22 protein-coding genes are annotated in these 22267 nt (G+C 66.0%); 13 read left to right on the top strand and 9 right to left on the bottom strand.

Annotated elements, in window-relative coordinates; all coding sequences use genetic code 11:
• Positions 1–105 precede the first annotated feature (105 nt).
• Complete coding sequence (locus tag BFD71_RS29085; protein ID WP_069267762.1) at positions 106–1002, top strand: EamA family transporter; 897 nt, start codon at positions 106–108, stop codon at positions 1000–1002.
• A gap of 84 nt (positions 1003–1086) precedes the next feature.
• On the opposite strand, the gene BFD71_RS29080 is transcribed toward BFD71_RS29085, so the two are convergent.
• Together BFD71_RS29080 and tsaE are read right to left on the bottom strand one after the other, a co-directional pair.
• Positions 1087–2634 (bottom strand): N-acetylmuramoyl-L-alanine amidase, encoded by a 1548-nt coding sequence (locus BFD71_RS29080; RefSeq protein ID WP_069267829.1) that lies wholly within the window; start codon positions 2632–2634, stop codon positions 1087–1089.
• Positions 2616–3206: a tRNA (adenosine(37)-N6)-threonylcarbamoyltransferase complex ATPase subunit type 1 TsaE gene (tsaE, locus tag BFD71_RS29075; RefSeq protein WP_069267761.1), complete on the bottom strand. Its 591-nt coding sequence runs from the start codon at positions 3204–3206 to the stop codon at positions 2616–2618. The genes BFD71_RS29080 and tsaE overlap by 19 nt, the downstream gene beginning before the upstream one ends.
• Positions 3207–3343: 137 nt before the next feature.
• On the opposite strand from tsaE, the gene queG reads away from it, so the two are divergent.
• The 7 genes from queG (at position 3344) to BFD71_RS29040 (ending at position 8437) form a co-directional block, all read left to right on the top strand.
• Positions 3344–4609, top strand: coding sequence for a tRNA epoxyqueuosine(34) reductase QueG (gene queG, locus BFD71_RS29070; RefSeq protein ID WP_069267828.1), 1266 nt, complete (start codon positions 3344–3346; stop codon positions 4607–4609).
• Between the two features lie 116 nt (positions 4610–4725).
• Complete coding sequence (locus BFD71_RS29065; RefSeq protein WP_069267827.1) at positions 4726–5211, top strand: methylated-DNA--[protein]-cysteine S-methyltransferase; 486 nt, start codon at positions 4726–4728, stop codon at positions 5209–5211.
• A gap of 10 nt (positions 5212–5221) precedes the next feature.
• Complete coding sequence (gene xerD, locus BFD71_RS29060) at positions 5222–6196, top strand: site-specific tyrosine recombinase XerD (RefSeq protein ID WP_069267826.1); 975 nt, start codon at positions 5222–5224, stop codon at positions 6194–6196.
• A 42-nt stretch (positions 6197–6238) separates the two neighbouring features.
• Complete coding sequence (ybaK, locus tag BFD71_RS29055) at positions 6239–6730, top strand: Cys-tRNA(Pro) deacylase (protein ID WP_069267760.1); 492 nt, start codon at positions 6239–6241, stop codon at positions 6728–6730.
• A gap of 200 nt (positions 6731–6930) precedes the next feature.
• The gene (plsY, locus tag BFD71_RS29050; RefSeq protein WP_069267759.1) at positions 6931–7551 is read left to right on the top strand and encodes a glycerol-3-phosphate 1-O-acyltransferase PlsY; all 621 of its coding nucleotides are present in this window, start codon (positions 6931–6933) and stop codon (positions 7549–7551) included.
• Between the two features lie 81 nt (positions 7552–7632).
• Positions 7633–7956: an ArsR/SmtB family transcription factor gene (locus BFD71_RS29045; protein WP_069267758.1), complete on the top strand. Its 324-nt coding sequence runs from the start codon at positions 7633–7635 to the stop codon at positions 7954–7956.
• Complete coding sequence (locus BFD71_RS29040) at positions 7949–8437, top strand: SRPBCC family protein (protein ID WP_069267757.1); 489 nt, start codon at positions 7949–7951, stop codon at positions 8435–8437. Before BFD71_RS29045 ends, BFD71_RS29040 begins: the two co-directional genes overlap by 8 nt.
• Positions 8438–8521: 84 nt before the next feature.
• Here BFD71_RS29040 and BFD71_RS29035 read toward each other — a convergent pair whose 3' ends face one another.
• Positions 8522–9007: a YajQ family cyclic di-GMP-binding protein gene (locus BFD71_RS29035; RefSeq protein WP_028209548.1), complete on the bottom strand. Its 486-nt coding sequence runs from the start codon at positions 9005–9007 to the stop codon at positions 8522–8524.
• A 278-nt stretch (positions 9008–9285) separates the two neighbouring features.
• Here BFD71_RS29035 and murB point away from each other — a divergent pair, with 278 nt between their 5' ends.
• Positions 9286–10341, top strand: a complete 1056-nt coding sequence (murB, locus tag BFD71_RS29030; RefSeq protein WP_069267825.1) for a UDP-N-acetylmuramate dehydrogenase — start codon at positions 9286–9288, stop codon at positions 10339–10341.
• 42 nt (positions 10342–10383) lie between these two features.
• Here murB and BFD71_RS29025 read toward each other — a convergent pair whose 3' ends face one another.
• Positions 10384–11211: an EAL domain-containing protein gene (locus BFD71_RS29025; protein WP_069267756.1), complete on the bottom strand. Its 828-nt coding sequence runs from the start codon at positions 11209–11211 to the stop codon at positions 10384–10386.
• A gap of 245 nt (positions 11212–11456) precedes the next feature.
• Here BFD71_RS29025 and hmgA point away from each other — a divergent pair, with 245 nt between their 5' ends.
• The gene (gene hmgA / locus BFD71_RS29020; RefSeq protein ID WP_069267755.1) at positions 11457–12806 is read left to right on the top strand and encodes a homogentisate 1,2-dioxygenase; all 1350 of its coding nucleotides are present in this window, start codon (positions 11457–11459) and stop codon (positions 12804–12806) included.
• A complete protein-coding gene (gene fahA / locus BFD71_RS29015; protein ID WP_069267754.1) occupies positions 12803–14116 on the top strand; it encodes a fumarylacetoacetase in 1314 nt (437 codons plus the stop codon). Before hmgA ends, fahA begins: the two co-directional genes overlap by 4 nt.
• Positions 14117–14191: 75 nt before the next feature.
• Here fahA and BFD71_RS29010 read toward each other — a convergent pair whose 3' ends face one another.
• Both BFD71_RS29010 and BFD71_RS29005 read right to left on the bottom strand, forming a co-directional pair.
• Positions 14192–15349, bottom strand: a complete 1158-nt coding sequence (locus BFD71_RS29010) for an MFS transporter (RefSeq protein WP_069267753.1) — start codon at positions 15347–15349, stop codon at positions 14192–14194.
• A 112-nt stretch (positions 15350–15461) separates the two neighbouring features.
• Entirely contained in the window at positions 15462–16646 is a 1185-nt protein-coding gene (locus tag BFD71_RS29005) for an MFS transporter (protein ID WP_069267752.1), read from the bottom strand.
• Positions 16647–16996: 350 nt separating this feature from the next.
• Here BFD71_RS29005 and BFD71_RS29000 point away from each other — a divergent pair, with 350 nt between their 5' ends.
• Positions 16997–17266 (top strand): hypothetical protein, encoded by a 270-nt coding sequence (locus tag BFD71_RS29000; RefSeq protein ID WP_256094966.1) that lies wholly within the window; start codon positions 16997–16999, stop codon positions 17264–17266.
• A 63-nt stretch (positions 17267–17329) separates the two neighbouring features.
• On the opposite strand, the gene BFD71_RS28995 is transcribed toward BFD71_RS29000, so the two are convergent.
• Positions 17330–19147 carry a winged helix-turn-helix domain-containing protein gene (locus BFD71_RS28995; protein WP_256094965.1) on the bottom strand — a complete coding sequence of 606 codons (1818 nt, stop codon included), beginning with the start codon at positions 19145–19147 and terminating at the stop codon, positions 17330–17332.
• A gap of 242 nt (positions 19148–19389) precedes the next feature.
• On the bottom strand, positions 19390–20202 hold the full coding sequence (locus BFD71_RS28990; protein WP_069267750.1) for a crotonase/enoyl-CoA hydratase family protein: 813 nt from the start codon (positions 20200–20202) through the stop codon (positions 19390–19392).
• 115 nt (positions 20203–20317) lie between these two features.
• Here BFD71_RS28990 and BFD71_RS28985 point away from each other — a divergent pair, with 115 nt between their 5' ends.
• Entirely contained in the window at positions 20318–20848 is a 531-nt protein-coding gene (locus tag BFD71_RS28985) for a plasmid fertility inhibition factor family protein (protein ID WP_141710832.1), read from the top strand.
• Positions 20849–20946: 98 nt separating this feature from the next.
• Here BFD71_RS28985 and BFD71_RS28980 read toward each other — a convergent pair whose 3' ends face one another.
• Positions 20947–21909: a LysR family transcriptional regulator gene (locus BFD71_RS28980; protein ID WP_069267748.1), complete on the bottom strand. Its 963-nt coding sequence runs from the start codon at positions 21907–21909 to the stop codon at positions 20947–20949.
• Between the last annotated feature and the right edge of the window lie 358 nt (positions 21910–22267).

The raw sequence follows: 22267 nt of genomic DNA, 5'->3' as shown, positions 1-22267 counted from the left end.
CAACGGCCCGGCGCTGGCGGCACGGCGCGGGGCGTCACGAAGTGGCGCGAGGCGGTAAGATCGCCGCTTCGAAGAACAGGCATGACGCAAAAAAGGGGGAAAGGGATGTCGCCGAAGGACTTGTTGCTCGCGCTGGTGGTGGTGCTCGCGTGGGGCGTGAATTTCGTCGTGATCAAGGTCGGGCTGCACGGCGTGCCGCCGCTCCTGCTCGGCGCGCTGCGATTCATGCTGGCGGCTTTTCCCGCGGTGCTGTTCGTGAAGCGCCCGCAATTGCCGCTGCGCTGGCTGCTGGCCTACGGCGCGACCATCTCGCTCGGCCAGTTCGCGTTCCTCTTCACGGCAATGTACGTGGGCATGCCTGCGGGCCTCGCTTCGGTCGTGCTGCAGGCGCAGGCGTTCTTCACGCTCGGTTTTGCGGCGGTGTTTCTGCGTGAGCGCTTTCACGCGCAGAACGTCATCGGCTTGTTGATCGCGGCAGGCGGGCTCGCACTGATCGGCTTGCAGTCGATGGGCGGTGGCGCTCAGGGGATGACCATCGCCGGCTTCGTGCTCACGCTGGGTGCGGCCTGCATGTGGGCGCTCGGCAATATCGTCACGAAGAAGGTGGGCAAGGTGGATCTCGTCGGCCTCGTGGTGTGGGCGAGCCTCGTGCCGCCGCTGCCGTTTCTCGTGCTCTCGTACTGGATGGAAGGTCCGCAGCGCATTGTGGCCGCGCTCTCGGGCATCGGCATGACGTCGGTGGGCGCGATTTTTTATCTCGCGTTCGTGGCGACGCTCATCGGCTATAGCCTCTGGAGCCGCCTGCTCTCGAAGTATCCCGCCAGCCAGGTGGCGCCGTTTTCGCTGCTCGTGCCGATCGTTGGGCTCGCCTCGGCGTCGCTGCTGCTCGGCGAGCAATTGACCGCGGCCGAGATCGGCGGCGCCGTGCTCGTGATGGGCGGCCTCGCCGTCAACGTGTTCGGGGGCTGGGTCAAGCAGCGCCTCGGGGCCGTGCGCTCGTAACCATCCTGCTCTGAATGAAAAACGCCGCGCGAGCCTGAAGGCTTGCGCGGCGCTGCTGAAGCCGCCAGATGCCGCATTCGGCACTCAGGTCATGCGGCTCTTCGCAAGCGGCGGATTGGCCGCGAAATAGCGCCTGATGCCCTTGAGAATCGCGTTCGCCATCTTGTCGCGATAGGCGTCGTCGTTGAGCCTGGTCTCTTCTTCGGGATTGCTGATGAAGGCCGTTTCCACGAGGATCGACGGAATGTCGGGTGCCTTGAGCACCGCGAAGCCCGCCTGCTCGACCGAGCCCTTGTGCAGCTTGTTGATCTCGCCGACCTCGTTGAGCACGAAGCCGCCGTAACGCAGCGAGTCGCGGATCTGCGCCGTCGTCGACATGTCGAAGAGCGCACGGTTCACCGCGGCGTCGGCCGTTTGCACGCTGATGCCGCCGATCTGGTCCGACGAGTTCTCCTTGTTCGCCATCCAGCGCGCCGCGGCGCTCGTCGCGCCGTGCTCCGACAGCGCGAACACCGACGAGCCGCGTGCCTCCGGCGTGGTGAACGCATCGGCGTGGATCGAGACGAACAGGTCCGCGCCCACGCGGCGCGCCTTCTGCACGCGCACGTTCAGCGGCACGAAGAAGTCGGCGTCGCGCGTCATCATCGCGCGCATGTTGGGCTGGGCGTCGATCTTCGCGCGCAGCTTCTTCGCGATGTCGAGCGCGACGTGCTTCTCGTAGGTGCCCGCACTGCCGATCGCGCCCGGGTCCTCGCCGCCGTGGCCCGGATCGATCGCGACCGTCAACAGGCGCGTGGTGCCGCCCCTGGTGGACTTCGGCGCGGTGAAGCCGTAGTTGTCGTCGGCGCTGGCATTGTCGTCGTCGGTGTTGCGCTGGGCGACGACGGGCGGCTTCGGCGCAGCAGGCTTCGGCGCACGCGGCGCACCCACGGGGGGCGCCGGACGCGGCGTGCTCGGCGCGGCGCCCGCGTCGTTCTGCGCGTAACGCTCGAAGAATGCGTCGCTGTTGTCGTGCGCGGGCGGCGTGTTAGGACCCGCGAGCGTGGGCGGCGTGGAAGGCGGCGCGCTGTCCTTCATCGCTTCGTGCGCGTCGAGCTGCTGCTGCTTGCGCTCGGTTTGCGCGAGCAGGTCCATGAGCGGGTCGGGCGCGACCGCCGGATAAAGGTCGAACACGAGCCGGTACTTGTACGAGCCGATAGGGGCAAGCGTGAACACCTGGGGCTTCACACCGCCCTTGAGGTCGAACACCATGCGCACCACGTGCGGCTGGTACTGGCCCACGCGCACGGCCTGGATCTGCGGATCGTTCGGCGTGATCTTGGAGACGAGGTTCTTGAGCGCGTCGTCGAGATCGAGTCCGGTGAGATCGACGACGAGACGATCGGGGCCCTGCAGCAGTTGCTGCGTGTTCTGCAGCGGCTGGTCCGATTCGATCGTGACGCGGGTGTAGTCGCGCGCGGGCCACACCCGCACGCCGACGACCGACGTGGCCCACGCGAGGCGCGGCACGGCAAGACCGAGCACGAGCGTGGAGGCGCCCGCCTTCAGAATCTGCCGGCGACGCCAGTTGTGCGTGGCGGTGGCGGCCGATTCGATCGAGCGGAACGGTTTGATTAACATCTTTCTAGACATGCCTTTCCTGATGCGCTGTATGCGTATGCGGTGAGCACGCGGCCTTCGCCGCTTGCATCCGGCTCCAGCGAGAACACGAGATCGGGTATGCCAAGCAGGCCGCCCGCGCGTTGCGGCCATTCGACGAGGCACACCGCATCTTGCGCGAAATATTCGCGAAAGCCCGAGTCGGCCCATTCGGCCGGATCGCTGAAACGGTACAGATCGAAGTGATAAAGCTGGAGTTCCCCACAGGGCGTTGTAACCGTGTATGGTTCGACGAGCGTGTAGGTGGGGCTGCGCACGCGGCCCGTGTGGCCGAGCGCGCGCAACGTGGCGCGCACGAGCGAGGTCTTGCCCGCGCCAAGGTCGCCGTGCAGCTGCACATGCAGGCCGTGAAAGGGCGGTGCGTCGTGATTTTGCGCGCTCGTTTGTGCAACTTTTGCGCGCAGCGAATCGAGCGCGTGCGCAAAGCGTGCGCCGAAGGCGTCGGTGGCGTCGGCGTCTGCGAGATCGAAACGGCGTTCGAGGAGAACGGCGGCGGATGGATCAAGCGAAAGCGGCGCGTGGTCGTGACCGGGGCTGTCGGGCATTCTCGTAAAATGGCGTGATGAACCCCAAGCATTCCCCTTCCAACTCCGCGCAGGATGCGCGCGCGTCTTCGGAGGCGTTCGACCCAACGTCCGTTCAGGCGCCGCGAGATTCGACTGCGCCTGCTGCCGGGCAGGCCATGCCGCTCGATGAGGCGGCGCTCGCCGCGCTCGCGGCGCGCATCCGGACGTGGGGGCGCGAGCTGGGGTTCGGTGCGATCGGTATTAGTGACACCGACCTTTCCCATGCCGAGGCGGGCCTCGCCGCGTGGCTCGAAGCAGGCTGCCACGGCGAGATGGATTATATGGCCAAACATGGGATGAAACGCGCGCGGCCCGCCGAGCTTGTGGCCGGCACGCGACGCGTGATTACCGCACGCATGGCTTATTTGCCCATCGATACGCTCGCGCCGAATGCAGTGGGAAAGACGCACGAAAGTGCTTCGCAAGGCGGTTCGGATCGCAGCGGGAGCGCTGGCGCTGCGGTTGGCAACGAAATTGGCACGGACGTTGCCCACGAGAGCATTCACGCCGACTGGCGTCTGCGCGAGCACGCGCGTCTCGCCGACCCGCACGCTGCCGTCGTGTCGATTTACGCGCGCGGCCGCGACTATCACAAAGTGCTGCGCGCGCGGCTGCAGCAGCTTGCCGAGCGCATCGAGGCCGAGATCGGCCAGTTCGGTTTTCGCGTGTTCACCGACTCCGCGCCGGTGCTCGAAGTCGAGCTTGCGCAGAAGGCAGGCGTGGGCTGGCGCGGCAAGCACACGCTGCTCCTGCAGCGCGACGCGGGCTCGCTCTTCTTTCTCGGCGAGATCTACGTGGACGTGCCGCTGCCTGCCGACGCCGACGCCGACGACCCGGCCAGGGCCGCGCCCGAAACACCTGGCGCGCATTGCGGCAGCTGCACGCGCTGCATCGACGCGTGTCCGACGGGCGCGATCACCGGCCCGTATCGCGTGGATGCGCGCCGCTGCATCTCCTATCTCACGATCGAACTAAAGGGCAGTATTCCCCTGGAACTGCGCGAGCTGATCGGCAATCGTGTGTATGGCTGCGACGACTGCCAGCTCGTGTGCCCATGGAACAAGTTCGCGAAGGCCGCGCCCGTGGCCGATTTCGACGTGCGCCACGGGCTCGATCGCGCGAGTCTCGTCGAGCTGTTCGGCTGGAGCGCGGCGCAGTTCGACGAGCGCATGCAGGGCAGCGCGATACGGCGCATCGGTTACGAGAGCTGGTCGCGCAATATCGCGGTGGCGATGGGCAATGCGCTGCGCGCCACGCATGAAGGTGCGGATAGCGCCCGCGACGCCGCGCGCGCTGCGATCGTGCAGGCGTTGCGCGGGCGCGAGCATGACGAGTCGGCGCTCGTGCGCGAGCATGTGGTCTGGGCGCTCGAAGCGGCTTGATGCGGATGAAAACGGCAGAGGCTGGCATGGACCTGAAACTGAACGACGGCGCGCTGGAAATCGCGCGCACAACGCGGCACCATGGCGTGCAACGTTCGCGCACGAAGGAGACGACGATGTTCAACGCAGTGATCGACGCGCCATTCGGCAAGGTCGGCATCCGCACCGTCGGGCAAGCGCTGCGCGAGATCGTCTATCTGCCGGGACAGACGGCGAGCGTCGAGCCCGATTGTGAGCTTGCTTCGCGCGCGGCCGTTCAGATCGAGCAGTATTTCGAGGACGCCGACGCCGGCTTCGACCTGCCGCTCGCACCGCTCGGCACCGAGTTCCAGCGGCGCGTGTGGGACGGCATCTGCGCAATCGAAGCGGGCGAAGTCTTGACCTACGGCGAACTCGCGAAGCGCATTGGCGGCGTGAGCCCGCGCGCCGTGGGCCAGGCGTGCGGCGACAATCCCTTTCCGCTCGTGATTCCGTGTCATCGCGTGGTGTCGGCGAGCGGTCTCGGCGGCTTCGCGCATCACGGCGGCGAAGGCTTCTTTCGCGACGTGAAGCGCTGGCTGCTCGCCCACGAATGCACATCGAACCGATTTCAACTGCGCTGACACGATGACGATGACGACGAATCCGCCGCCGCTTGACTCAAGCGATGCCGCCGACGAAGTGGAGCAGGCGCTCGGCCCCGCCGCCGCCGAAGCGCTGGCATCGAGCCTCACCGCCATCGACACGTTCTGCGACGCCATGTGGCTCGAGCACGGCCTCTCGCGCAACACGCTCGACGCCTACCGGCGCGATTTGCGCCTCTTCGCGCAATGGCTCGCGAGCGAGCGCTCCAATTCGCTCGATACGACCCACGAAGACGATTTGCTTGCCTATAGCGCGCGTCGCAAGGACGATAAATCTACTTCGGCGAACCGGCGCCTTTCGGTGTTTCGCCGCTACTACGGCTGGGCGCTGCGCGAGCAGCGCGTGCATACGGACCCGACCGTGCGCATCCGCTCGGCAAAGCAGGCGCCGCGTTTTCCGTCGACGTTGAGCGAGGCGCAAGTCGAGGCACTGCTGGGCGCGCCCGATGTCGAGACGCCGCTCGGCCTGCGCGATCGCACGATGCTCGAGCTGATGTACGCGAGCGGCCTGCGTGTGACCGAACTCGTCACGCTCAAGACGGTCGAGGTGGGCCTGAACGAAGGCGTCGTGCGGGTGCTCGGCAAGGGCTCCAAAGAGCGGCTCATTCCGTTTGGCGAGGAGGCGCACGCGTGGATCGAGCGCTACCTGCGCGAGTCGCGGCCGGCGCTGCTCGGCGCACGCACGGCCGACGCGCTGTTCGTGACCGCGCGCGCCGAAGGCATGACACGCCAGCAGTTCTGGCACATCATCAAGCGCCACGCGGCGGCGGCCGGCGTGCATGCGCCGCTCTCGCCGCATACGATGCGCCACGCGTTCGCCACGCACCTGCTCAATCACGGCGCGGACCTACGGGTCGTGCAGCTTCTGCTCGGCCATAGCGACATTTCCACCACGCAGATCTATACGCACGTGGCCCGCGAGCGGCTGCGTCTGTTGCACGAGAAGCATCATCCGCGCGGGTGAGGTTGAAGCGATCGTTGCAGACCGTGCGATTACAATGCGCCGATGAGCAAAACGAAACACGTGTCCGAAACGCCCGCCACACAAGTGCTGCGCCGCGCGGGCGTCGCGTTCGGCGAGCATCCCTACGAGTATGTCGAGCATGGCGGCACGGAAGAGTCCGCGCGCCAGCTCGGCGTGGACGAGCATCGCGTCGTCAAGACGCTGGTGATGGAGGACGAGCACGCGAAGCCGCTCATCGTCCTGATGCATGGCGACCGCAAGGTGTCGACGAAGAATCTCGCGCGGCAGATCGGCGCGAAGCGTATCGAGCCCTGCAAGCCCGACGTCGCGAACCGTCATTCGGGATACCTCGTGGGCGGCACGTCGCCCTTCGGCACCAAGAAAGCCATGCCTGTGTATGTCGAGTCGACCATACTCGAACTCGACGAGATCTGGCTCAATGGGGGCCGTCGCGGCTATCTCGTGAGCCTTGCCCCGGCGGTGCTCACGACGCTCCTGAACGCGAAGCCGGTGCAGTGCGCAAGCGTCGAATAGCGCACGGCGAACGGTGACTGGACGCTTCCGTCCGTTCCCGTTGCTTCCCTGATTTACCCTGGTTCGTGCGTGCTTATGCCGCCTGCGCGGGCAGGGCGCGCCCGCGCTTCGGTAGAATGAGCGCCGTCGCGCGTTGCCGGGCGGCGATGACCATCGCTAGCTCCCGGCGCGCATCGTTCCACTTCCTCCGGGTTTCGTGCATGTACAACCTGTTCGTCGCCGTTCTCGCCTATCTGATCGGCTCGGTTTCGTTCGCCGTGATCGTGAGCGCCTTCATGGGCCTCGACGATCCGCGCTCCTACGGCTCCGGCAATCCCGGCGCGACCAACGTGCTGCGCAGCGGCAACAAGAAGGCCGCGATCCTCACGCTGATCGGCGATGCGTTCAAGGGGTGGCTCGCCGTCTGGCTCGTCGCGCACTTCGGCCCGCGTTACGGTCTGGGCGACGCCGCCGTCGCGCTCGCGGCGATCGCCGTGTTTCTCGGCCACCTGTATCCGGTGTTCTTCCGCTTCAAGGGCGGCAAGGGCGTCGCCACTGCAGCCGGCGTCCTGCTTGCCGTGAATCCGATTCTCGGTGTCGCCACGCTCGCCACCTGGCTCATCGTCGCGTTCTTCACGCGCTACTCGTCGCTCGCGGCGCTGGCGGCTGCCGTGTTCGCGCCGCTCTACTACGTGTTCATGTTCGGCCCGCGCATCGTCGCGCTCGCCATCCTCGCCATGAGCGTGCTGCTGTTCTGGCGGCATCGCGCGAACATCTCCAAGCTCATCGCGGGCAAGGAAAGCCGCATCGGCGAGAAGAAGGCGGCCGGCGCCGGCAAGTAGGCCGGGTGCGACGCGAGAAGACGGCGCTGCGGCGCCGTTTTTTCACCTTGACATGCAACCATACGGTTGCATAATCAATGCATGAACGACGACGCCGTATTCCGCGCGCTGGCGGACGCGAGCCGCCGTCAACTGCTTGACCGCCTCCACGCAAAAAACGGCCAGACGCTGACCGATTTATGCGAAGGGCTGGCCATCTCGCGTCAGGCCGTTACGAAGCATCTCACGGTGCTGGAAGAGGCGAACCTAGTCGCGACGCAGCGGCATGGGCGCGAGAAGCGGCATTTCATCAATCCGGTCCCCATCGGCGAGATTGCCGCACGCTGGATCGGCAAGTTCGAGCACGAGCGCGTGGGTGCGCTCGTCGACCTCAAGCGATCACTCGAAGGAGGCAGCCATGAGTAGCGACAAGCACACGCAAGGCAGTGCAGCCGGCGACTCGACGTTCGTCTACGTCACGTTCATCCGCACCACGCCGGAAGCGTTGTGGACGGCGCTCACGAGCCGCGAGTTCACCGAGCGCTACTGGTTCGGCATGCATCACGAATGCGACTGGCAAACGGGCTCGCCCTGGTCGCTGCGCTTCGCCGACGGCCGCATTGCCGACTCGGGCGCTGTGCTCGAATCCGATCCCCCGCGCAGGCTCGTGCTGCGCTGGCGCAACATGTTCCTGGCCGAACTCCATGCCGAGGGCGATTCGCTTTGCACGATCGACATCGAACCCGTGGAGCACGCGGTCAAGCTCACGATTACGCACCACATGGCGCGGCCGGGATCGATCTTCATCGAGAAGGTGTCGGGCGGCTGGCCGCGCATCCTCTCGAATCTCAAGACACTGCTGGAAACCGGCGAGGTGCTCATGCCGCTCGTGGTGACGGCGGACTGAGCGCGAGAAAGCGAGCGCGCGCGGCGACGTGTGAAACGAAACGGGGCGGCCCGAGCCGCCCCGCAATACGCTGGACTTGCCGCCTTAGTCGCGGAAGTTGTTGAAGTCGAGCGGCGTGTCGGTCACGTCCTTGCGCAGCATGGCGATCACGCTTTGCAGGTCGTCGCGCTTGGCGCCCGTCACGCGCACCGCGTCGCCCTGGATGCTCGCCTGGACCTTGATCTTGCTGTCCTTCACGAGCCTCACGATCTTCTTCGCGAGGTCGCCCGACACACCCTTCTTCACGGTGATGACCTGCTTGACCTTGTCGCCGCCGATCTTCTCGATCTTGCCGTAGTCGAGGAAGCGTACGTCCACATTGCGCTTGGCCATTTTCGACACGAGCACGTCCTTCACCTGGCCGAGCTTGAAGTCGTCGTCGGCGAACGCGGTCAGCTCGCGCTCCTTTTGCTCGACGCGCGAATCCGAGCCCTTGAAGTCGAAGCGTGTGGAGATCTCCTTGTTGGACTGCTCCACGGCGTTCTTTACTTCGATCATGTTGGCTTCGCTGACGACGTCAAACGATGGCATTGCTTTCTCCAAAAAGTACGAGGTGCGCAAACGGCGGTGCAAAAACCATGCAAGCCAAATGCCCGCGGGTCGCAGCTGTATTCCGCAGCCCACAGACGCATTTTCAGGCAGCGGTTCGCGCACTCGCTATAATCACGGACCGACGCCATTCTACCGGCGCCGTTGCGTTTGCCCAAGGCGGCTTGCCGCCGCCCGGAGGCGAGTCAGCAGTGCGCAGGTGCCTCCCGGCGGCCTTTCCGGCCATTTTTCGTCTGCTGTCCGTGTTCCGTTCTTTCTCGATGCCCGTCGTCCAAACGCCCGTTACAACGTCACCTGTGTGGTTCGCCGCCGGCTTTGCGCTGCGCGCGCACAACACATTTGGCTTCGACGTGCGTGCGCGCTACGCGTGCCGCGTCGAAAGCGAGGCCGACCTTGCTGCCGCGGTGCGCGACCCGCGCGCCCAAGGCTTGCGTACGCTCGTGCTGGGTGGCGGCAGCAACGTCGTGCTCACGCGCGACTTCGACGGTCTCGTGCTGCTCATGGCGCTGACCGGCAAGCGCGTGGCCTACGAAGACGGCCACGCCTGGTACGTGGAAGCGGCCGCGGGCGAGAACTGGCACGATTTTGTGTCCTGGACGCTCGAAGCGGGCATGCCGGGCCTCGAGAATCTGGCGCTGATTCCGGGCACGGTGGGCGCGGCGCCCATTCAGAACATCGGCGCCTACGGGCTCGAGATGGCCGAGCGCTGCGTGTCGGTGCGGGCCATCGAAATGGCGACCGGCAAAGCCGTGGAGTTCGACGCGGGCGCCTGCCGCTTTGGCTATCGCGACAGCTTCTTCAAGCGCGAAGGGCGCGATCGTTTCGTCATCACCTCGGTCACGTTCCGCCTGCCGAAGGTGTGGCAGGCCAACGCGGGCTATGCGGATCTCGCGCGCGAGCTGGCCCAGCACAACGCCGGCGAGGCGCCGCATGCGCGTGCCGTATTCAACGCTGTGGTCGCGGTGCGGCGCGCGAAGCTGCCTGACCCGCTCGAACTCGGCAATGCGGGTAGTTTCTTCAAGAACCCCGTGATCGAAGCGCAGCAGTTCGATACGCTCGTCGTGCGCGAGCCGCAGATCGTTTCGTACCACCAGGCCGACGGGCGCGTGAAGCTCGCGGCGGGCTGGATGATCGACCGGTGCGGCTGGAAGGGCCGTGCGCTGCGGGCCGCGGCGGTGCACGAGCGTCAGGCGCTCGTGCTCGTCAATCGCGGCGGTGCGACCGGCGCGGACATTCTCGAACTCGCAGAGGCGATCCAGCGCGACGTGCTCGCGCGCTTCGGCGTGGAGCTGGAGCAGGAACCCGTCAGCCTCTAAGGCCGCACAGGCGCCGCCCGGCGCCTTGCTTGCCTCACATCGTCAAATCACCTTGTCCTGGGCCGCGAACACGGGCCCCTGCACGAAGCGTACGTCGTACTGCTGCAACTGCTCGAACTGCGCCGCATCGGTCACGCGGTTGAAAATCAGCGGAATGCGCAGCCGCGCCGCATAGCTCACGAGCGGCTTGACCATCGAATCGCGCAGCGCGGACGCCGCATCCATCTTCACGAAGTCGGGCCGAGGCACGTCCGACACCGAAAGAATCTGCCCGGCATTGGGCAGATTGCCCGCCACCTTGAACCCGTACCGCTGATAGCTCTTCGTGAGATAGCCGAGGAACGTGCGGTGCGCGACCGCCGCCGGCGGCAGCTCGATCACGATGCGTCCGGGGTTCAGCCCGAACGACACCAGCACGTTCGAGAAATGCCTTCCATGGTCGTACTTCACGCTCTTCAGGAGGCGCTCGTGCACGCGCAGGAAGAGCAGCCCGTGCTGCTGGCCACCCAGAAAATTGATGGCGTGCAGCGCGCGGACCATGCGGTCGACCGCGACGAGGTCAGGATCGTCGAGCGTATCGCTGAATGCGTCGCAGGGCGCGAGCTGGCCGTCCTGTTCGCGCAGCGTGACCGCCTGGTAGCCTAGTTCGTCGCCAAAGCGCGAGGCCATCGCGAGATCGGCGGTGAGCGACTGCGCCCCGCTGTGCACGCTGATGTCGTAAATCGGCTCGTAGGCGCTCAATAGCTCCACGCCGCGCCGCCGCGCCACGGCTTCTTTGGCGTGCGCGCCAGTGCCCATCGCCAGGTGCTCGCCGAGAAACGGATGGTCGGCGGCGCGGGCAACGAGCTCGGGAATGGTGGGAGCAATCATGTGATGTAGCGGGAAGCGGATGAAAAGTGCGAGCCCCACACGGGGTCGCATGACCCGATGGTAGCAGCCCTCAGCCGCCCCGGATGGACTGTTTGGTCATAACGTTATCGACCATTCGCCCACATTCTGGAGGCCACCGACTGTCCGTCAGGGTATACGCCTAATTTCACTAATCGTAATTGGTTTTACCATCCGTAAATCGCGTGACGTCATGTCACGGCTCGAGAACGTGGAGAGACCAAGCAATGAACGCACCTTTGCGTGACCCAACCGAAGTCCAGCACAGCTATATGAGCGGCTTCGCCAACGAATTCGCGACCGAGGCGCTGGCGGGCGCGCTGCCCGAAGGCCAGAACTCGCCGCAGCGCTGCGCCTATGGCCTGTACGCCGAGCAGCTCTCGGGCACCGCGTTCACCGCGCCGCGCTCGCACAACCGCCGCACGTGGTTCTACCGGATCCGTCCGGGCGCCGTGCATCGGCCGTTTGCGCCGGTCGCCTCGCGCCTCGATGTGAATGGTGCGCCGCGCCTCGTCGCCGATTTCGGCGACGTGCCGCCCACGCCGCCCAACCAGCTGCGCTGGGACGCGCTGCCCATGCCCACGGAGCCGACCGATTTCATCGACGGCTGGGTGACGATGTCGGGCAACGGCTCCGCGGCCTCGATGAGCGGCTGCGCGATCCACCTGTACGCGGCGAACCGGCCGATGGTCGACCGCTTCTTCTACAACACCGACGGCGAGCTGCTGATCGTCCCGCAGCAAGGGCGGCTTGCCATCCGCACGGAGATGGGCCGTCTCGATGTCGAGCCCTTCGAGATCGTCGTAATCCCGCGCGGCGTGCGCTTCACGGTGGATTTGCCCGATGGCGAAGCACGCGGCTATATCTGCGAGAACTTCGGCGCGCTCTTGCGTCTGCCGGATCTCGGCGTGATCGGCTCGAATGGCCTCGCGAATCCGCGCGACTTCCTCACGCCCGTCGCCGCCTATGAAGACCGCGAAGGCGAGTTCGAGCTCGTCACGAAGCTGGGCGGCCAGCTCTGGCGCGCCGACATCGGCCACTCCCCGCTCGACGTGGTGGCATGGCACGGCAACTACGCGCCCTACAAGTACGACCTGCGCCGCTTCAACACCATCGGCTCGATCAGCTACGACCACCCCGATCCGTCGATCTTCCTCGTGCTGCATGCGCCCACGGACACGCCGGGAGTCGACTCGATCGACTTCGTGATTTTCCCGCCGCGCTGGCTCGCGGCCGAGAACACGTTCCGACCGCCCTGGTATCACCGCAACGTGGCGAGCGAGTTCATGGGCCTCGTGCACGGCGTGTACGACGCCAAGGCCGAAGGCTTCGTGCCGGGCGGCGCGAGCCTGCACAACTGCATGTCGGGCCATGGCCCGGATGCCGAGACCTTCGAAAAAGCCTCGAACTCCGACACGACCAAACCGCACAAGGTCGGCGACACGATGGCCTTCATGTTCGAGACCCGCACGCTGATCCGTCCGACGCGCTACGCGCTCGAAACGAGCCAGCTGCAGGCGCATTACTACGAGTGCTGGCAAGGCCTCACGAAACACTTCAATCCGGAGCAGCAATGAACAGCACCATGACGGACGAACTCAAGGCGACGCTCGACGCGAAGCGCAAGAGCTGGGTCGAGAGCGCGAACGACGCCCAGTGCGATTTCCCGATCCAGAACCTGCCGTTCGGCGTGTTCAGCAATACCGGCAACGCAACGGCGCGCGTGGGCGTCGCGATCGGCGACCTCGTGGCCGACCTCGCGGTGCTGCACGAAGCCGGGCTGCTGCGTCTGCCCGCGAATGCGCAGCAAGACGTCTTTGCGCGTGCCGCGCTGAACGACTTCATCGCGCTTGGCCGCGAGACGTGGCGCAGCGTGCGCGTGCAGCTTTCTTCGCTGCTCGCGCGCGAAACGGCCACGCTGCGCGACGACGCGGCGTTGCGCCAGCGCGCCTTCGTGAAGCTCGCCGACGCGAAACTGCATCTGCCGGTGCAGATTCCGGGCTACACCGACTTCTACTCGTCGAAGGAACACGCGACGAACGTCGGCTCGATGTTTCGTGATCCGAAGAATGCGCTGCTGCCGAACTGGTCCGAGATGCCGATCGGCTACAACGGCCGCGCGTCGTCGGTGGTGGTGAGCGGCACGCCGGTGCGCCGCCCGAGGGGCCAGTTGAAGCAGCCCGATCAGGATCGTCCGGTGTTCGGCGCATGCCGCAAGCTCGATATCGAGCTGGAAACCGGCTTCATCGTCGGGCGCGGCAATGCGCTCGGCGAGCCGATCGCGTGCGAAGACGCCGAGGACCACATCTTCGGCATGGTGCTGCTCAACGACTGGAGCGCGCGCGACATCCAGCAATGGGAATACGTGCCGCTCGGGCCGTTCAATTCGAAAGGATTTGCCACGACGATTTCGCCGTGGGTCGTCACGCTCGACGCGCTGGAGCCGTTCCGCGTCGCGCAGCCGGTGCAGGAACCGCAGCCGCTCGAATACCTGCGTCACGAGGGCGACCACGCGTTCGACATTGCGCTCGAAGTGCGGATGCAGCCCGAAGGCGCGGCCGAGGCGACGACCATCGCGCGCACGAATTTCCGCCACATGTACTGGTCGATGGCGCAGCAGCTCGCGCATCACACCGTGGCGGGGTGCAACACGCGCGTGGGCGACCTGATGGGTTCGGGCACGATCTCGGGCCCGACGCCGGACTCGTTCGGCAGCCTGCTCGAACTCACCTGGAACGCGAAGAATCCGCTCGAGCTGAAGAGCGGCGGCACGCGCGGCTTCATCGAAGACGGCGACGAACTCACGCTCGCTGGCTGGTGCCAGGGCGATGGCTATCGCGTGGGGTTGGGTGCCTGCGTCGGCAAGATCCTCCCGGCGCTGAAGTAACCACGCCTGAACTCAGCAAGCAAAACGGCCGATGCGCTTTGAAGGCGCATCGGCCGTTTTTCGTGCGTACTCGCGTTATGCGCGCGCTTGCGCCAAACCTCGCGTCCGCTCCCAGCGCAGCGCGCCGAGAAACACCAATGCGCCCGCGAACAGCACCCACAGCATCGCGTCTTGGCCCGCGTGCTCCATCAGCGCGCCGGTGACGACCGGGCCGGCGAAGCTCGCCGCGCTCCACGCCGCGCTCACAAGCGCACTCGCCGAAACGAGCGCGACGCCCGCGAAGCGCTCGCCGCAGGCCACGATAGCGAGCGTATAAATGGAGCCCGCCGCCGCGCCCAGCACGAAGAGGAGCGGCCAGCGCAGCCAGGGCGTATCGACGACGAAGGGCAACAGCGGCAGCAGCACCGCGACGATCACGCCCATGAGCGCATGCACGCGCTCGCGGCCGAGCCGGTCGGCGAGCCAGCCGATGGGAAATTGCATGGTCGTGTCGCCGAGCAGCACGACTGAGGCGAACAGCACGGCCACTTCGGTGTCGATGCCGTGACCCATCGCGAAGAGCGGCAACAGCGACAGCGCGAGCGTGTCGAATAGCGCGAAAAACCCGGTGGCGACGATGAGCGCGGGCATCTTCGGCATCACGTGACGCCAGCTCCCGTGCGGCTCGTGCATGTCGGTCTGCTGCGGATTCGAACGGATCGCCGCGAGCATTGGCAGCGCGATGAGAAAGATTGCGCCGCAGATCGCGAAGCGCCACGCGGTATAGCCCGCGATCTGGTTCACCAGCACCGGGCCCGACATCTGGAACAGCGTGAACGTGGTCGCGTAGATGCCCACCACGCGGCCGCGGTTCGAGTCGTCGGCGAGTTCGTTGACCCAGGCTTCGCCGATCGTGAAGAGCAACATGAGCGCCGCGCCGCAGAGCATGCGCAGGAGCGCCCAGAGCCACAGATTGGCGCTGGTCTGCATCAATGCGGTCGCGACGGCCACGGTCAGCACCGAGCCGACGATCACCTGGCGCGAGCCGAAGCGTGTCGAGATCCATGCCGTGAACGGCACGACGGCAAGGCCCCCCAGCGCCTGGGCGGCAGTGAGCAGGCCGACGATCGCGGTGCCGTAGCCGGCGTCGGTGAGGGCGAGGGCGGTGAGCGGAAGCGTCGCGCCGGAGCCGAGACCGACCACGGCCACGCTCAGGATCAGCGCGAGAAAGTCGCGGGTGAGGACGGTTTTCATCGGGCGTGATGCTACTACGTGCGCATGAAAATCGCGGCGCAGGCGTGCCTCAGGTTGAGCGCGCGCGCCTCAGTGCAACACGCGCCCGCCTGTGCCCGCATCGAGCAAAGCATCAAGCGCAGGAAGTCGGCCCCGAAATCGCCACACGGCGGCGCGCGCGCCGGTCGATCTGCGCCGAAACCAGTGTGAGCGCGAGCGCTGCGAAAGCCGTGACCACGCCCACCCACGGCAGCGCCGTGAGCGGCGCGCCTGCGCTGATCGCGACGCCCCCAATCCAGGCGCCGCCTGCATTGCCGAGATTGAATGCGCCCTGGTTGAGCGTGGAGGCGAGGTTGGGCGCATCGCTCGCGCGGTTGACAATCAGTATCTGCAGCGGCGGCACGATCGCGAACGCAAGGATGCCCCACACGAAGATCGTCGCCATGGCCGCTATCGGGTCGTGCATGGTCAGCGAGAACGCGGCGAGCACCACGGCGATCATGGCGAGGAGCGTGAGCAGCGAGCGCATGAGCTTCCAGTCGGCGAGCTTGCCGCCCAGCGTGCTGCCTACCGTGAGCCCAAGGCCGAACAGCAGCAGCACGAACGTGACTTCATGCGGCGAGAAGCCGGTCACGTCTTCGAGAATCGGCGTGATGTAGGTGAACACCGCGAAGAGGCTGGCCGAGGCCAGCACGCTCATGCCGAGCACCATGAGCACCTGCGGGTTCTTCAGCACGCCGAACTCATGCACGAGGCTCGCCTTCTGCATTTCGATCTTCGCGGGCAGGCACACCTGCAGCGCCGCCGCTGCGAGAATGCCGATGGCCGTCACGGCCCAGAACGTCGTGCGCCATCCGGCGATCTGGCCGAGCGCTGTGCCGAGCGGCACGCCCAGCACGTTAGCGAGCGTCAGGCCCGTGAACATCAGCGCGATGGCCTGCGCACGGCGGTTCGGCGCGACGAGGCCGGCCGCGACCACCGAGCCGATGCCGAAGAACGCGCCGTGGCAGAACGCGGTAACGATGCGCGCGGCCATCAGGATCGAGTAGTTCGGCGCGAGCGCACACAACAGGTTGCCGACGATGAAGATGCCGATCAGGCGCATGAGCGCCTGCTTGCGCGGCACATTGGCAATGGCGATGGCGACGATGGGCGCGCCGATCGTCACGCCGAGCGCATAGGCCGAGACGAGCATGCCCGCCGCCGGGATCGAGACGCTCAGGTCGCGCGCGACGTCGGGCAGCAGACCCATGATGACGAATTCGGTGGTACCGATACCAAAAGCGGCAACGGCAAGGGCGAGAAGAGGCAGGGGCATGGCGTGGGGTCGGCGCAGGACGGCGACGGGCATTGAGCGCGAAGCCGTTTTATTTAAGTCAACGCGGAATTGTACTGAAACCCGACACAACGCATACGGCACCCTTTTCAAAGCTGTTGGGAAAACAACAGCTTTTCCTGCCGGACTCCGTTCACCGTTCCTTCATATTTCTTGACGATTTCTACAGGTTACGTGCATGGCGCAACGCGCTCGCGGGCAGCACGATACCCACACGATCCAACGAGCGAAACAGTCCGCCCACCGGCCCGCCCGCCGTCGGTCGCCGCCCTCGCGTCGTCCGTCCCGCGCATGACGGAACCGAATATGCGCAACCTTCCTGGAGCGATGTCATGAACACGATGACCACAGTACGCATCGCGGTGGCCGCAGCGGCCGCCTTATTCGCAGGTAGCGCGCTGGCGCAATCGCAGAGCGACGACCCGTCACAACAGGCCAGCACACCGCCGGCTGCGCAGGACGTGGGTGGCTCGCCGATGTCGACGAGCGCATCGGGCGCGCCGATGAGGCTCACGCACGCGCAGGTCTATCAGGACCTGGTGCGCTCCGAGCAATCGGGCCAGCAGAAGGCGCTGAACGAAGGGCTCTATCACGGGAACTGAGTCGACAGGGAGACCCAGGTATCAGGACGGCGACCCGACTCGCTCTCGCAATCTGCGCCACGCTCAGCGTGTCGGGCCGCCGCCAATATGTTTTTCGATGAGCCGCATGCGCCCCGTCGGGCGCCAGGGCGCGAACCATGGATTCGTGCGCAACTCACATAGCCGCGAACTGCGCTCGGCCAGCGCCGTTTCGAGCCAGCGGAACATTTCGTCGGGCTGCGCGAGACGCGCATGGGCCTCGGCGATGAGCAGCGGCGAGGTGTATCGCGCCCGCCGCCGCGCGAGCAGGTCTTCCAGATACCAGCGCAGCACCGCGTCATAGCCGCCCGTTTCCCAGCGGGCGCGAATGGTGGTCGCACGCGCCTGCTGGTTGCAGCGTTCGAGCGCCTCCACGGTGGCGTCCACGGCCTGCGCATACAGCTTTTTCACTTCGAACGCCGTAGCGAGCAACTGATAGACGAGCGGCGGATGGTCCATGTGCCCCGGCGCGAGATATTCACTCACGACTTCCGCATGCCGGCCCGACATCACCATGCCGAACGCGCGCGAGCCCTGGAACGCCAGCGGATCGATGCGCTCGGCGCGCTCCATCGCGGCGTCGCCTTCCGCGCGGCGTCCCGCCGCCACCAGCATGCGCGCATAGAGCCGATGCGCCTCCGGGTAACTCGGGTTGCGCCGCAGGGCATCCTTGAAGCCGGCCTCGGCCTGGTCCCAGTCCCAGTCGTAGAAGTAGCGCACGGCCGCGAGCGCGTGATGCGCCTCGGGCAGATCCGGGTCGAGTTCGAGCGCGCTTTCGGCGAGCGAGCGCGCAACCGGCCAGCCGTCGTCGGGCGCGACGAAGCCATGCACAACCGTCGATCCGTAGTAGTTCGAAAGGCCCGTATAGCCGAGCGCATAACTCGGGTCGTGCTCGAGCGCGGACTCGAAGTAGGTTCGGCTGCGCACGAAGTCTTCGCCGTCGATGCCGTGATGCGCGCAAAAGCCCGCTTCGAAATGCACGCGGCGATACCAGAAGAAACGCCCGCGCACATACGCGTCGTGCGCGGCGGGATTGACAGGCAGGCGCCGCTCGAGGCGCGTGCGCTGCTGCTCGGAAAGCGTGGTCGCCAGGTTCTCGGCGAGCGCCGCGACCGCTTCCTTGAGGATGTCGAGTGCGCCTTGCGTGGCGCTTTCGTGCGCGCGGCTCCAGATCTGCGCTTCGTCGGCGCAGCGGATCAGACGCGTGAGGATGCGGGTTTGCTGCCCCGCGCGCGTGAGCGAGCCTTCGAGCACGTAGTCGAGCTTCAGTTCGCGCGCGATCTCGCCGATGCTCTTTTGTGTCGCGCGGTAACGCGCCGCCGTGGTGCGCGCGATCGTGAGGAGGCGCTCGGGGTTGAGCGCGCCGAGGGTAACTGAGATCTCATCGGCGAGGGCGCTGCACAGGCTGTCCTGGCTCGCGTCGCCGGTGTGGTTGGTGAACGGCAGCACCAGCATGCGTACGGCGGGCGGCGCGTGCTCGCTCTCGCGCGGCGTTAGCGGGTCGCGCGCGGCAGCCGACGCACCGTGAACCTCGGACGGCTCGGGCAGGATACCGTCGAACCGGTAGCCCTTGCCCTTCACGGTGATGAGGTGGCGCGGTTTGGCGGGGTCGTCGGCGAGCGCGATGCGGATCTTGCGGATCGCCGTGTTCAGGCCGTTGTCGGTGTCGCGAAAGGGGCTGCCGGCCCACAGCCGGTCGACGATGTCCGCGCGCGAGATCAGCTCGCCGCGGCGCGAGGCAAGCAGGATCAGAAGATCCATCGGCAACCGCTCCAGCTTGACCTCCATACCTTCTCGGCGCAACTGGTACCGCTCGACGTCGAGTTCGAAGTCCGCGAAGCGGATGATTCGATCCGTCGGCATGAGATCCCTCCCGTGATGCGGCATCAGGGAAGGGGGCGCCGGGGCGGTTCGTCTGAAGATTGCCGTTAGACGACGCAGCAGTCCTCAGCGTCATTACACATGGCGGCAGGGGCGGGGGCAGCGGCGCGGATCAATTTCAATGTAGTGGGTCGGGCGCGCGCCTTCAAGCGTCAAGCGCTGCGCAGTGTGGCCATCGACACGTCAATCGGCTGTCACGACGTTCGCGTGCGATTTTGTTTAGCTCACTTCTGTTTCAGCGGATCGAGCGGTTCGCCGTGACGGCCCGCGCCGGCCGCGAAGCGCGCCGCGAGTGCGAGCCCCTCGTCGAGCACCGCGCGATAGCCGAGCGCGCCTTCGCGGCGCAACGCCTCGGCAGTTTCGGGCAGCATGCTGTGTTCGAGCGCCGAGCGGCGGTCCGCGAGCAACGCGGCTTGGGGCAACGACGCGAGTTGTGCGGCAAGTTGCTCGGCGGCCTGGCGCGCGCCGCCTTTGGCGACCACACGATTGGCGAGGCCGAACGCGAGGGCTTCCTGCGCATCGACGGCGCGCCCCGTGAGGATCAGATCGAGTGCGCGCGACAGCCCGATCAGGCGCGGCAGGCGCACCGTGCCGCCGTCGATGAGCGGCACGCCCACACGGCGGCAGAACACGCCGAGCACGGCGTCTTCTTCGACCACGCGCAGGTCGCACAGCAGTGCGAGTTCGAGCCCGCCCGCAACGGCGTAGCCTGAAATCGCCGCGATTACGGGCTTGCTGAGCGACATGCGCGTGGGGCCGAGCGGGCCCGCGCCGCTGCCGTCCGCGCGAATTTCATTGCGGCGTTCGGGGTCGGCGAGCGCGGTGAGGTCCGCGCCCGCGCAGAACGTGCCGCCCGCGCCGTACAGCACACCCGCGAGCCATGCGGGATTTTCTTCGAAGCGTGCAAAGGCGGCAGCGAGTGCAGTCGCAACGGGTCTGTCGATGGCGTTGCGCTGCGCCGGGCGGTCGAGCACGACAATTGCTACATGTTCCTGGCTTTCGATACGCACGTGCTCGCCGAAGGTTTCGATCGTCATGTGTCAGTCCTCGATGCGCCCCGCATTCGTCACAAAAATTTAATGGCTCATCCGTAGCTTAGGCCGGTTTCATTTCCTGAACTACGTCTCCACCAAACGCATGCAATTGACGTCCATGTCCAGCATCACCTCCGTTTCGGATTCCTCGCCGTATCCCGCTTGTGGACCTCTTTGGACTGTCCCGTTGCCCGACCACGACGCGTATGACCATGTGCGCTTCAAGCGCGTCTTCACGACCGACGGCACGCGCCACGTCGTCGTGATCGTCGATCTGCAAAAGCTGCTTCTCTGTGCCGACCGCGACGACACCGACTACGTGCTCAAGCCCGTCGACGACTGGCATAGCGGCAAGATTCGCGGCATACGCGAGTTTCTCGATCCGGATAACGAGCGCGTGCCGCAGATGCCCTACGTGACGATCAGCAAACGCCGCGTGGCGGGGCTGGCCGGATGGCTCGGACTTGCGCACGAGGGGGTAGTGGCGTTTCGCAACGGCCAGCATCGCGCGCGCTACCTCTCCTGGGCGGGGGCATTGTGGCTACCCGTGGAAGTGCACGAGCGCGAGGCGGCATTGCTGCGCGAACTGTGCGGCGCGGGCGACGGGGGCCTGCTGGTTCCGGTCGACGGCAGTTCGCCCCGGCTCTGATGCATTGTCGCGCGAACGGCATGTTCGCTAACGGCGCATTTGCAAGCAGCATGTTCTCAAACCATCGGGTGAGCACACTACGCCCGCCCGCTGTGTGCTCACGCCACGCTCAGCGGCCGGCTCGGTGCGCCATTGGAATTCGCCGCCATGGGCGATCCATGACGCGAAAGCTCGAAATGCTCGACCGTGTAGTCGACGAAGCGACGCGTCTTCGCGGGCAAATACTGGCGGCTCGGATAGACGATGGACATGCGGGCGTCGGGATCGTCGATGTCGTAGTCGGGCAGTAGCCGCCGCAGCGTGCCCGCGGTGAAGTCGTCGGCGACGAGCGGCGCGGGCACGACCGCCACGCCCATGCCGGCCAGCGCGGCGAGCCGCACCATCAGCATGTTGTTGACGGCGTAGCCGGGCTGCAGCGTGACCTGCTGTGCACGCTCGCCGGGCTTCGCGAACTGCCACGTCGCGCTGCGCTCCTCGGGAGGCAGCGCGACCGCCGCGCATTGCGCGAGCTCCTCGGGCGTATGCGGCTCGCCGTGCTCGGCGAGCCATGCGGGCGCCGCGCAGGGGACGAACGTCGTGGTGCCGAGCGCGCGCTCCACGCACTCGCCGTTGCGTGCGGGCGTGGCGCCGACGATGCCCACGTCGAAGCCGTCTTCCATGAGATCCACGGGCCGCTCGGCGAGCGTGAGGCGCACGTTCACGCGTGGATACAGACGCCGGTAACCGTCGATGAGCGGCGTGAGCGTTGCAAGCGAGAGCGCGCCGGCGGCCACCACGCGCAGCGTGCCGCTCGGCTCGCTTTCCGTGTGCGCCAGTGAGCGCTCCAGATGATCGAGTTCCTCCAGCACGCAACGACAGCCTTCGAGGTAGCGCTGACCCGCCTCGGTGAGCGCGAGATTGCGCGTGGTGCGATTGATGAGGCGTGCATTCAGGTGCGCCTCGAGCATCGCGACGGAGCGCGTGACGAGCGCGTTGGAGACGTCGAGCTGCTGCGCGGCGCGACGAAAGCTCCCGGTTTCCGCCACCCTGACGAAGACGCGCATGGCATGTATCTGGTTCATGTGTAGCCTCGTATGCTCGATGCATGGACCGGTTGAGGGACACCGCAACTGCTGGTGAAGTTGAGGAACGAAGCGATGTGTCGCGTTGTTCTGGTCAATGTGCCTCGAATGAACTACTGCGATGGACGACCGCGGGAATCTAACAAAAATAATATTGACAGTCCGTGAGAATTACAATATCTATCTCAACACGCGACAGCATTTCTTACTTGTAAAAGATCCAATACGCAGTCGGCATGTATTGAGTGAGGAATGCGCTGTGCGTTTTTGTCACTATCTAAATATTGTGCATTGCGGATAACGTGTCTGCGTAATTCACGCAAGCAGCGGATGTCTGTCAGAACCGCCAGATTCCAGG

The sequence above is a fragment of the Paraburkholderia nodosa genome, from assembly GCF_001718195.1.
GTDB classification, from domain to species: Bacteria; Pseudomonadota; Gammaproteobacteria; order Burkholderiales; family Burkholderiaceae; genus Paraburkholderia; species Paraburkholderia nodosa_A.
This window is presented reverse-complemented; position numbering and strand designations above follow the sequence as displayed.

Excerpts from the sequence above, each read along its gene's own strand:
- murB (WP_069267825.1), top strand. The coding sequence starts at position 9,286 with ATGCCCGTCGTCCAAACGCCCGTTACAACGTCACCTGTGTGGTTCGCC.
- tsaE (WP_069267761.1), bottom strand. The coding sequence starts at position 3,206 with ATGCCCGACAGCCCCGGTCACGACCACGCGCCGCTTTCGCTTGATCCA.
- BFD71_RS29000 (WP_256094966.1), top strand. The coding sequence starts at position 16,997 with ATGAACACGATGACCACAGTACGCATCGCGGTGGCCGCAGCGGCCGCC.
- BFD71_RS29005 (WP_069267752.1), bottom strand. The coding sequence starts at position 16,646 with ATGCCCCTGCCTCTTCTCGCCCTTGCCGTTGCCGCTTTTGGTATCGGT.
- BFD71_RS28985 (WP_141710832.1), top strand. The coding sequence starts at position 20,318 with ATGTCCAGCATCACCTCCGTTTCGGATTCCTCGCCGTATCCCGCTTGT.
- BFD71_RS28980 (WP_069267748.1), bottom strand. The coding sequence starts at position 21,909 with ATGAACCAGATACATGCCATGCGCGTCTTCGTCAGGGTGGCGGAAACC.
- queG (WP_069267828.1), top strand. The coding sequence starts at position 3,344 with ATGCCGCTCGATGAGGCGGCGCTCGCCGCGCTCGCGGCGCGCATCCGG.
- BFD71_RS29010 (WP_069267753.1), bottom strand. The coding sequence starts at position 15,349 with ATGAAAACCGTCCTCACCCGCGACTTTCTCGCGCTGATCCTGAGCGTG.
- BFD71_RS29065 (WP_069267827.1), top strand. The coding sequence starts at position 4,726 with ATGTTCAACGCAGTGATCGACGCGCCATTCGGCAAGGTCGGCATCCGC.
- BFD71_RS28995 (WP_256094965.1), bottom strand. The coding sequence starts at position 19,147 with ATGCCGACGGATCGAATCATCCGCTTCGCGGACTTCGAACTCGACGTC.
- BFD71_RS28990 (WP_069267750.1), bottom strand. The coding sequence starts at position 20,202 with ATGACGATCGAAACCTTCGGCGAGCACGTGCGTATCGAAAGCCAGGAA.
- fahA (WP_069267754.1), top strand. The coding sequence starts at position 12,803 with ATGAACAGCACCATGACGGACGAACTCAAGGCGACGCTCGACGCGAAG.
- BFD71_RS29085 (WP_069267762.1), top strand. The coding sequence starts at position 106 with ATGTCGCCGAAGGACTTGTTGCTCGCGCTGGTGGTGGTGCTCGCGTGG.
- hmgA (WP_069267755.1), top strand. The coding sequence starts at position 11,457 with ATGAACGCACCTTTGCGTGACCCAACCGAAGTCCAGCACAGCTATATG.
- plsY (WP_069267759.1), top strand. The coding sequence starts at position 6,931 with ATGTACAACCTGTTCGTCGCCGTTCTCGCCTATCTGATCGGCTCGGTT.
- BFD71_RS29045 (WP_069267758.1), top strand. The coding sequence starts at position 7,633 with ATGAACGACGACGCCGTATTCCGCGCGCTGGCGGACGCGAGCCGCCGT.
- xerD (WP_069267826.1), top strand. The coding sequence starts at position 5,222 with ATGACGACGAATCCGCCGCCGCTTGACTCAAGCGATGCCGCCGACGAA.
- BFD71_RS29025 (WP_069267756.1), bottom strand. The coding sequence starts at position 11,211 with ATGATTGCTCCCACCATTCCCGAGCTCGTTGCCCGCGCCGCCGACCAT.
- ybaK (WP_069267760.1), top strand. The coding sequence starts at position 6,239 with ATGAGCAAAACGAAACACGTGTCCGAAACGCCCGCCACACAAGTGCTG.
- BFD71_RS29035 (WP_028209548.1), bottom strand. The coding sequence starts at position 9,007 with ATGCCATCGTTTGACGTCGTCAGCGAAGCCAACATGATCGAAGTAAAG.
- BFD71_RS29040 (WP_069267757.1), top strand. The coding sequence starts at position 7,949 with ATGAGTAGCGACAAGCACACGCAAGGCAGTGCAGCCGGCGACTCGACG.
- BFD71_RS29080 (WP_069267829.1), bottom strand. The coding sequence starts at position 2,634 with ATGTCTAGAAAGATGTTAATCAAACCGTTCCGCTCGATCGAATCGGCC.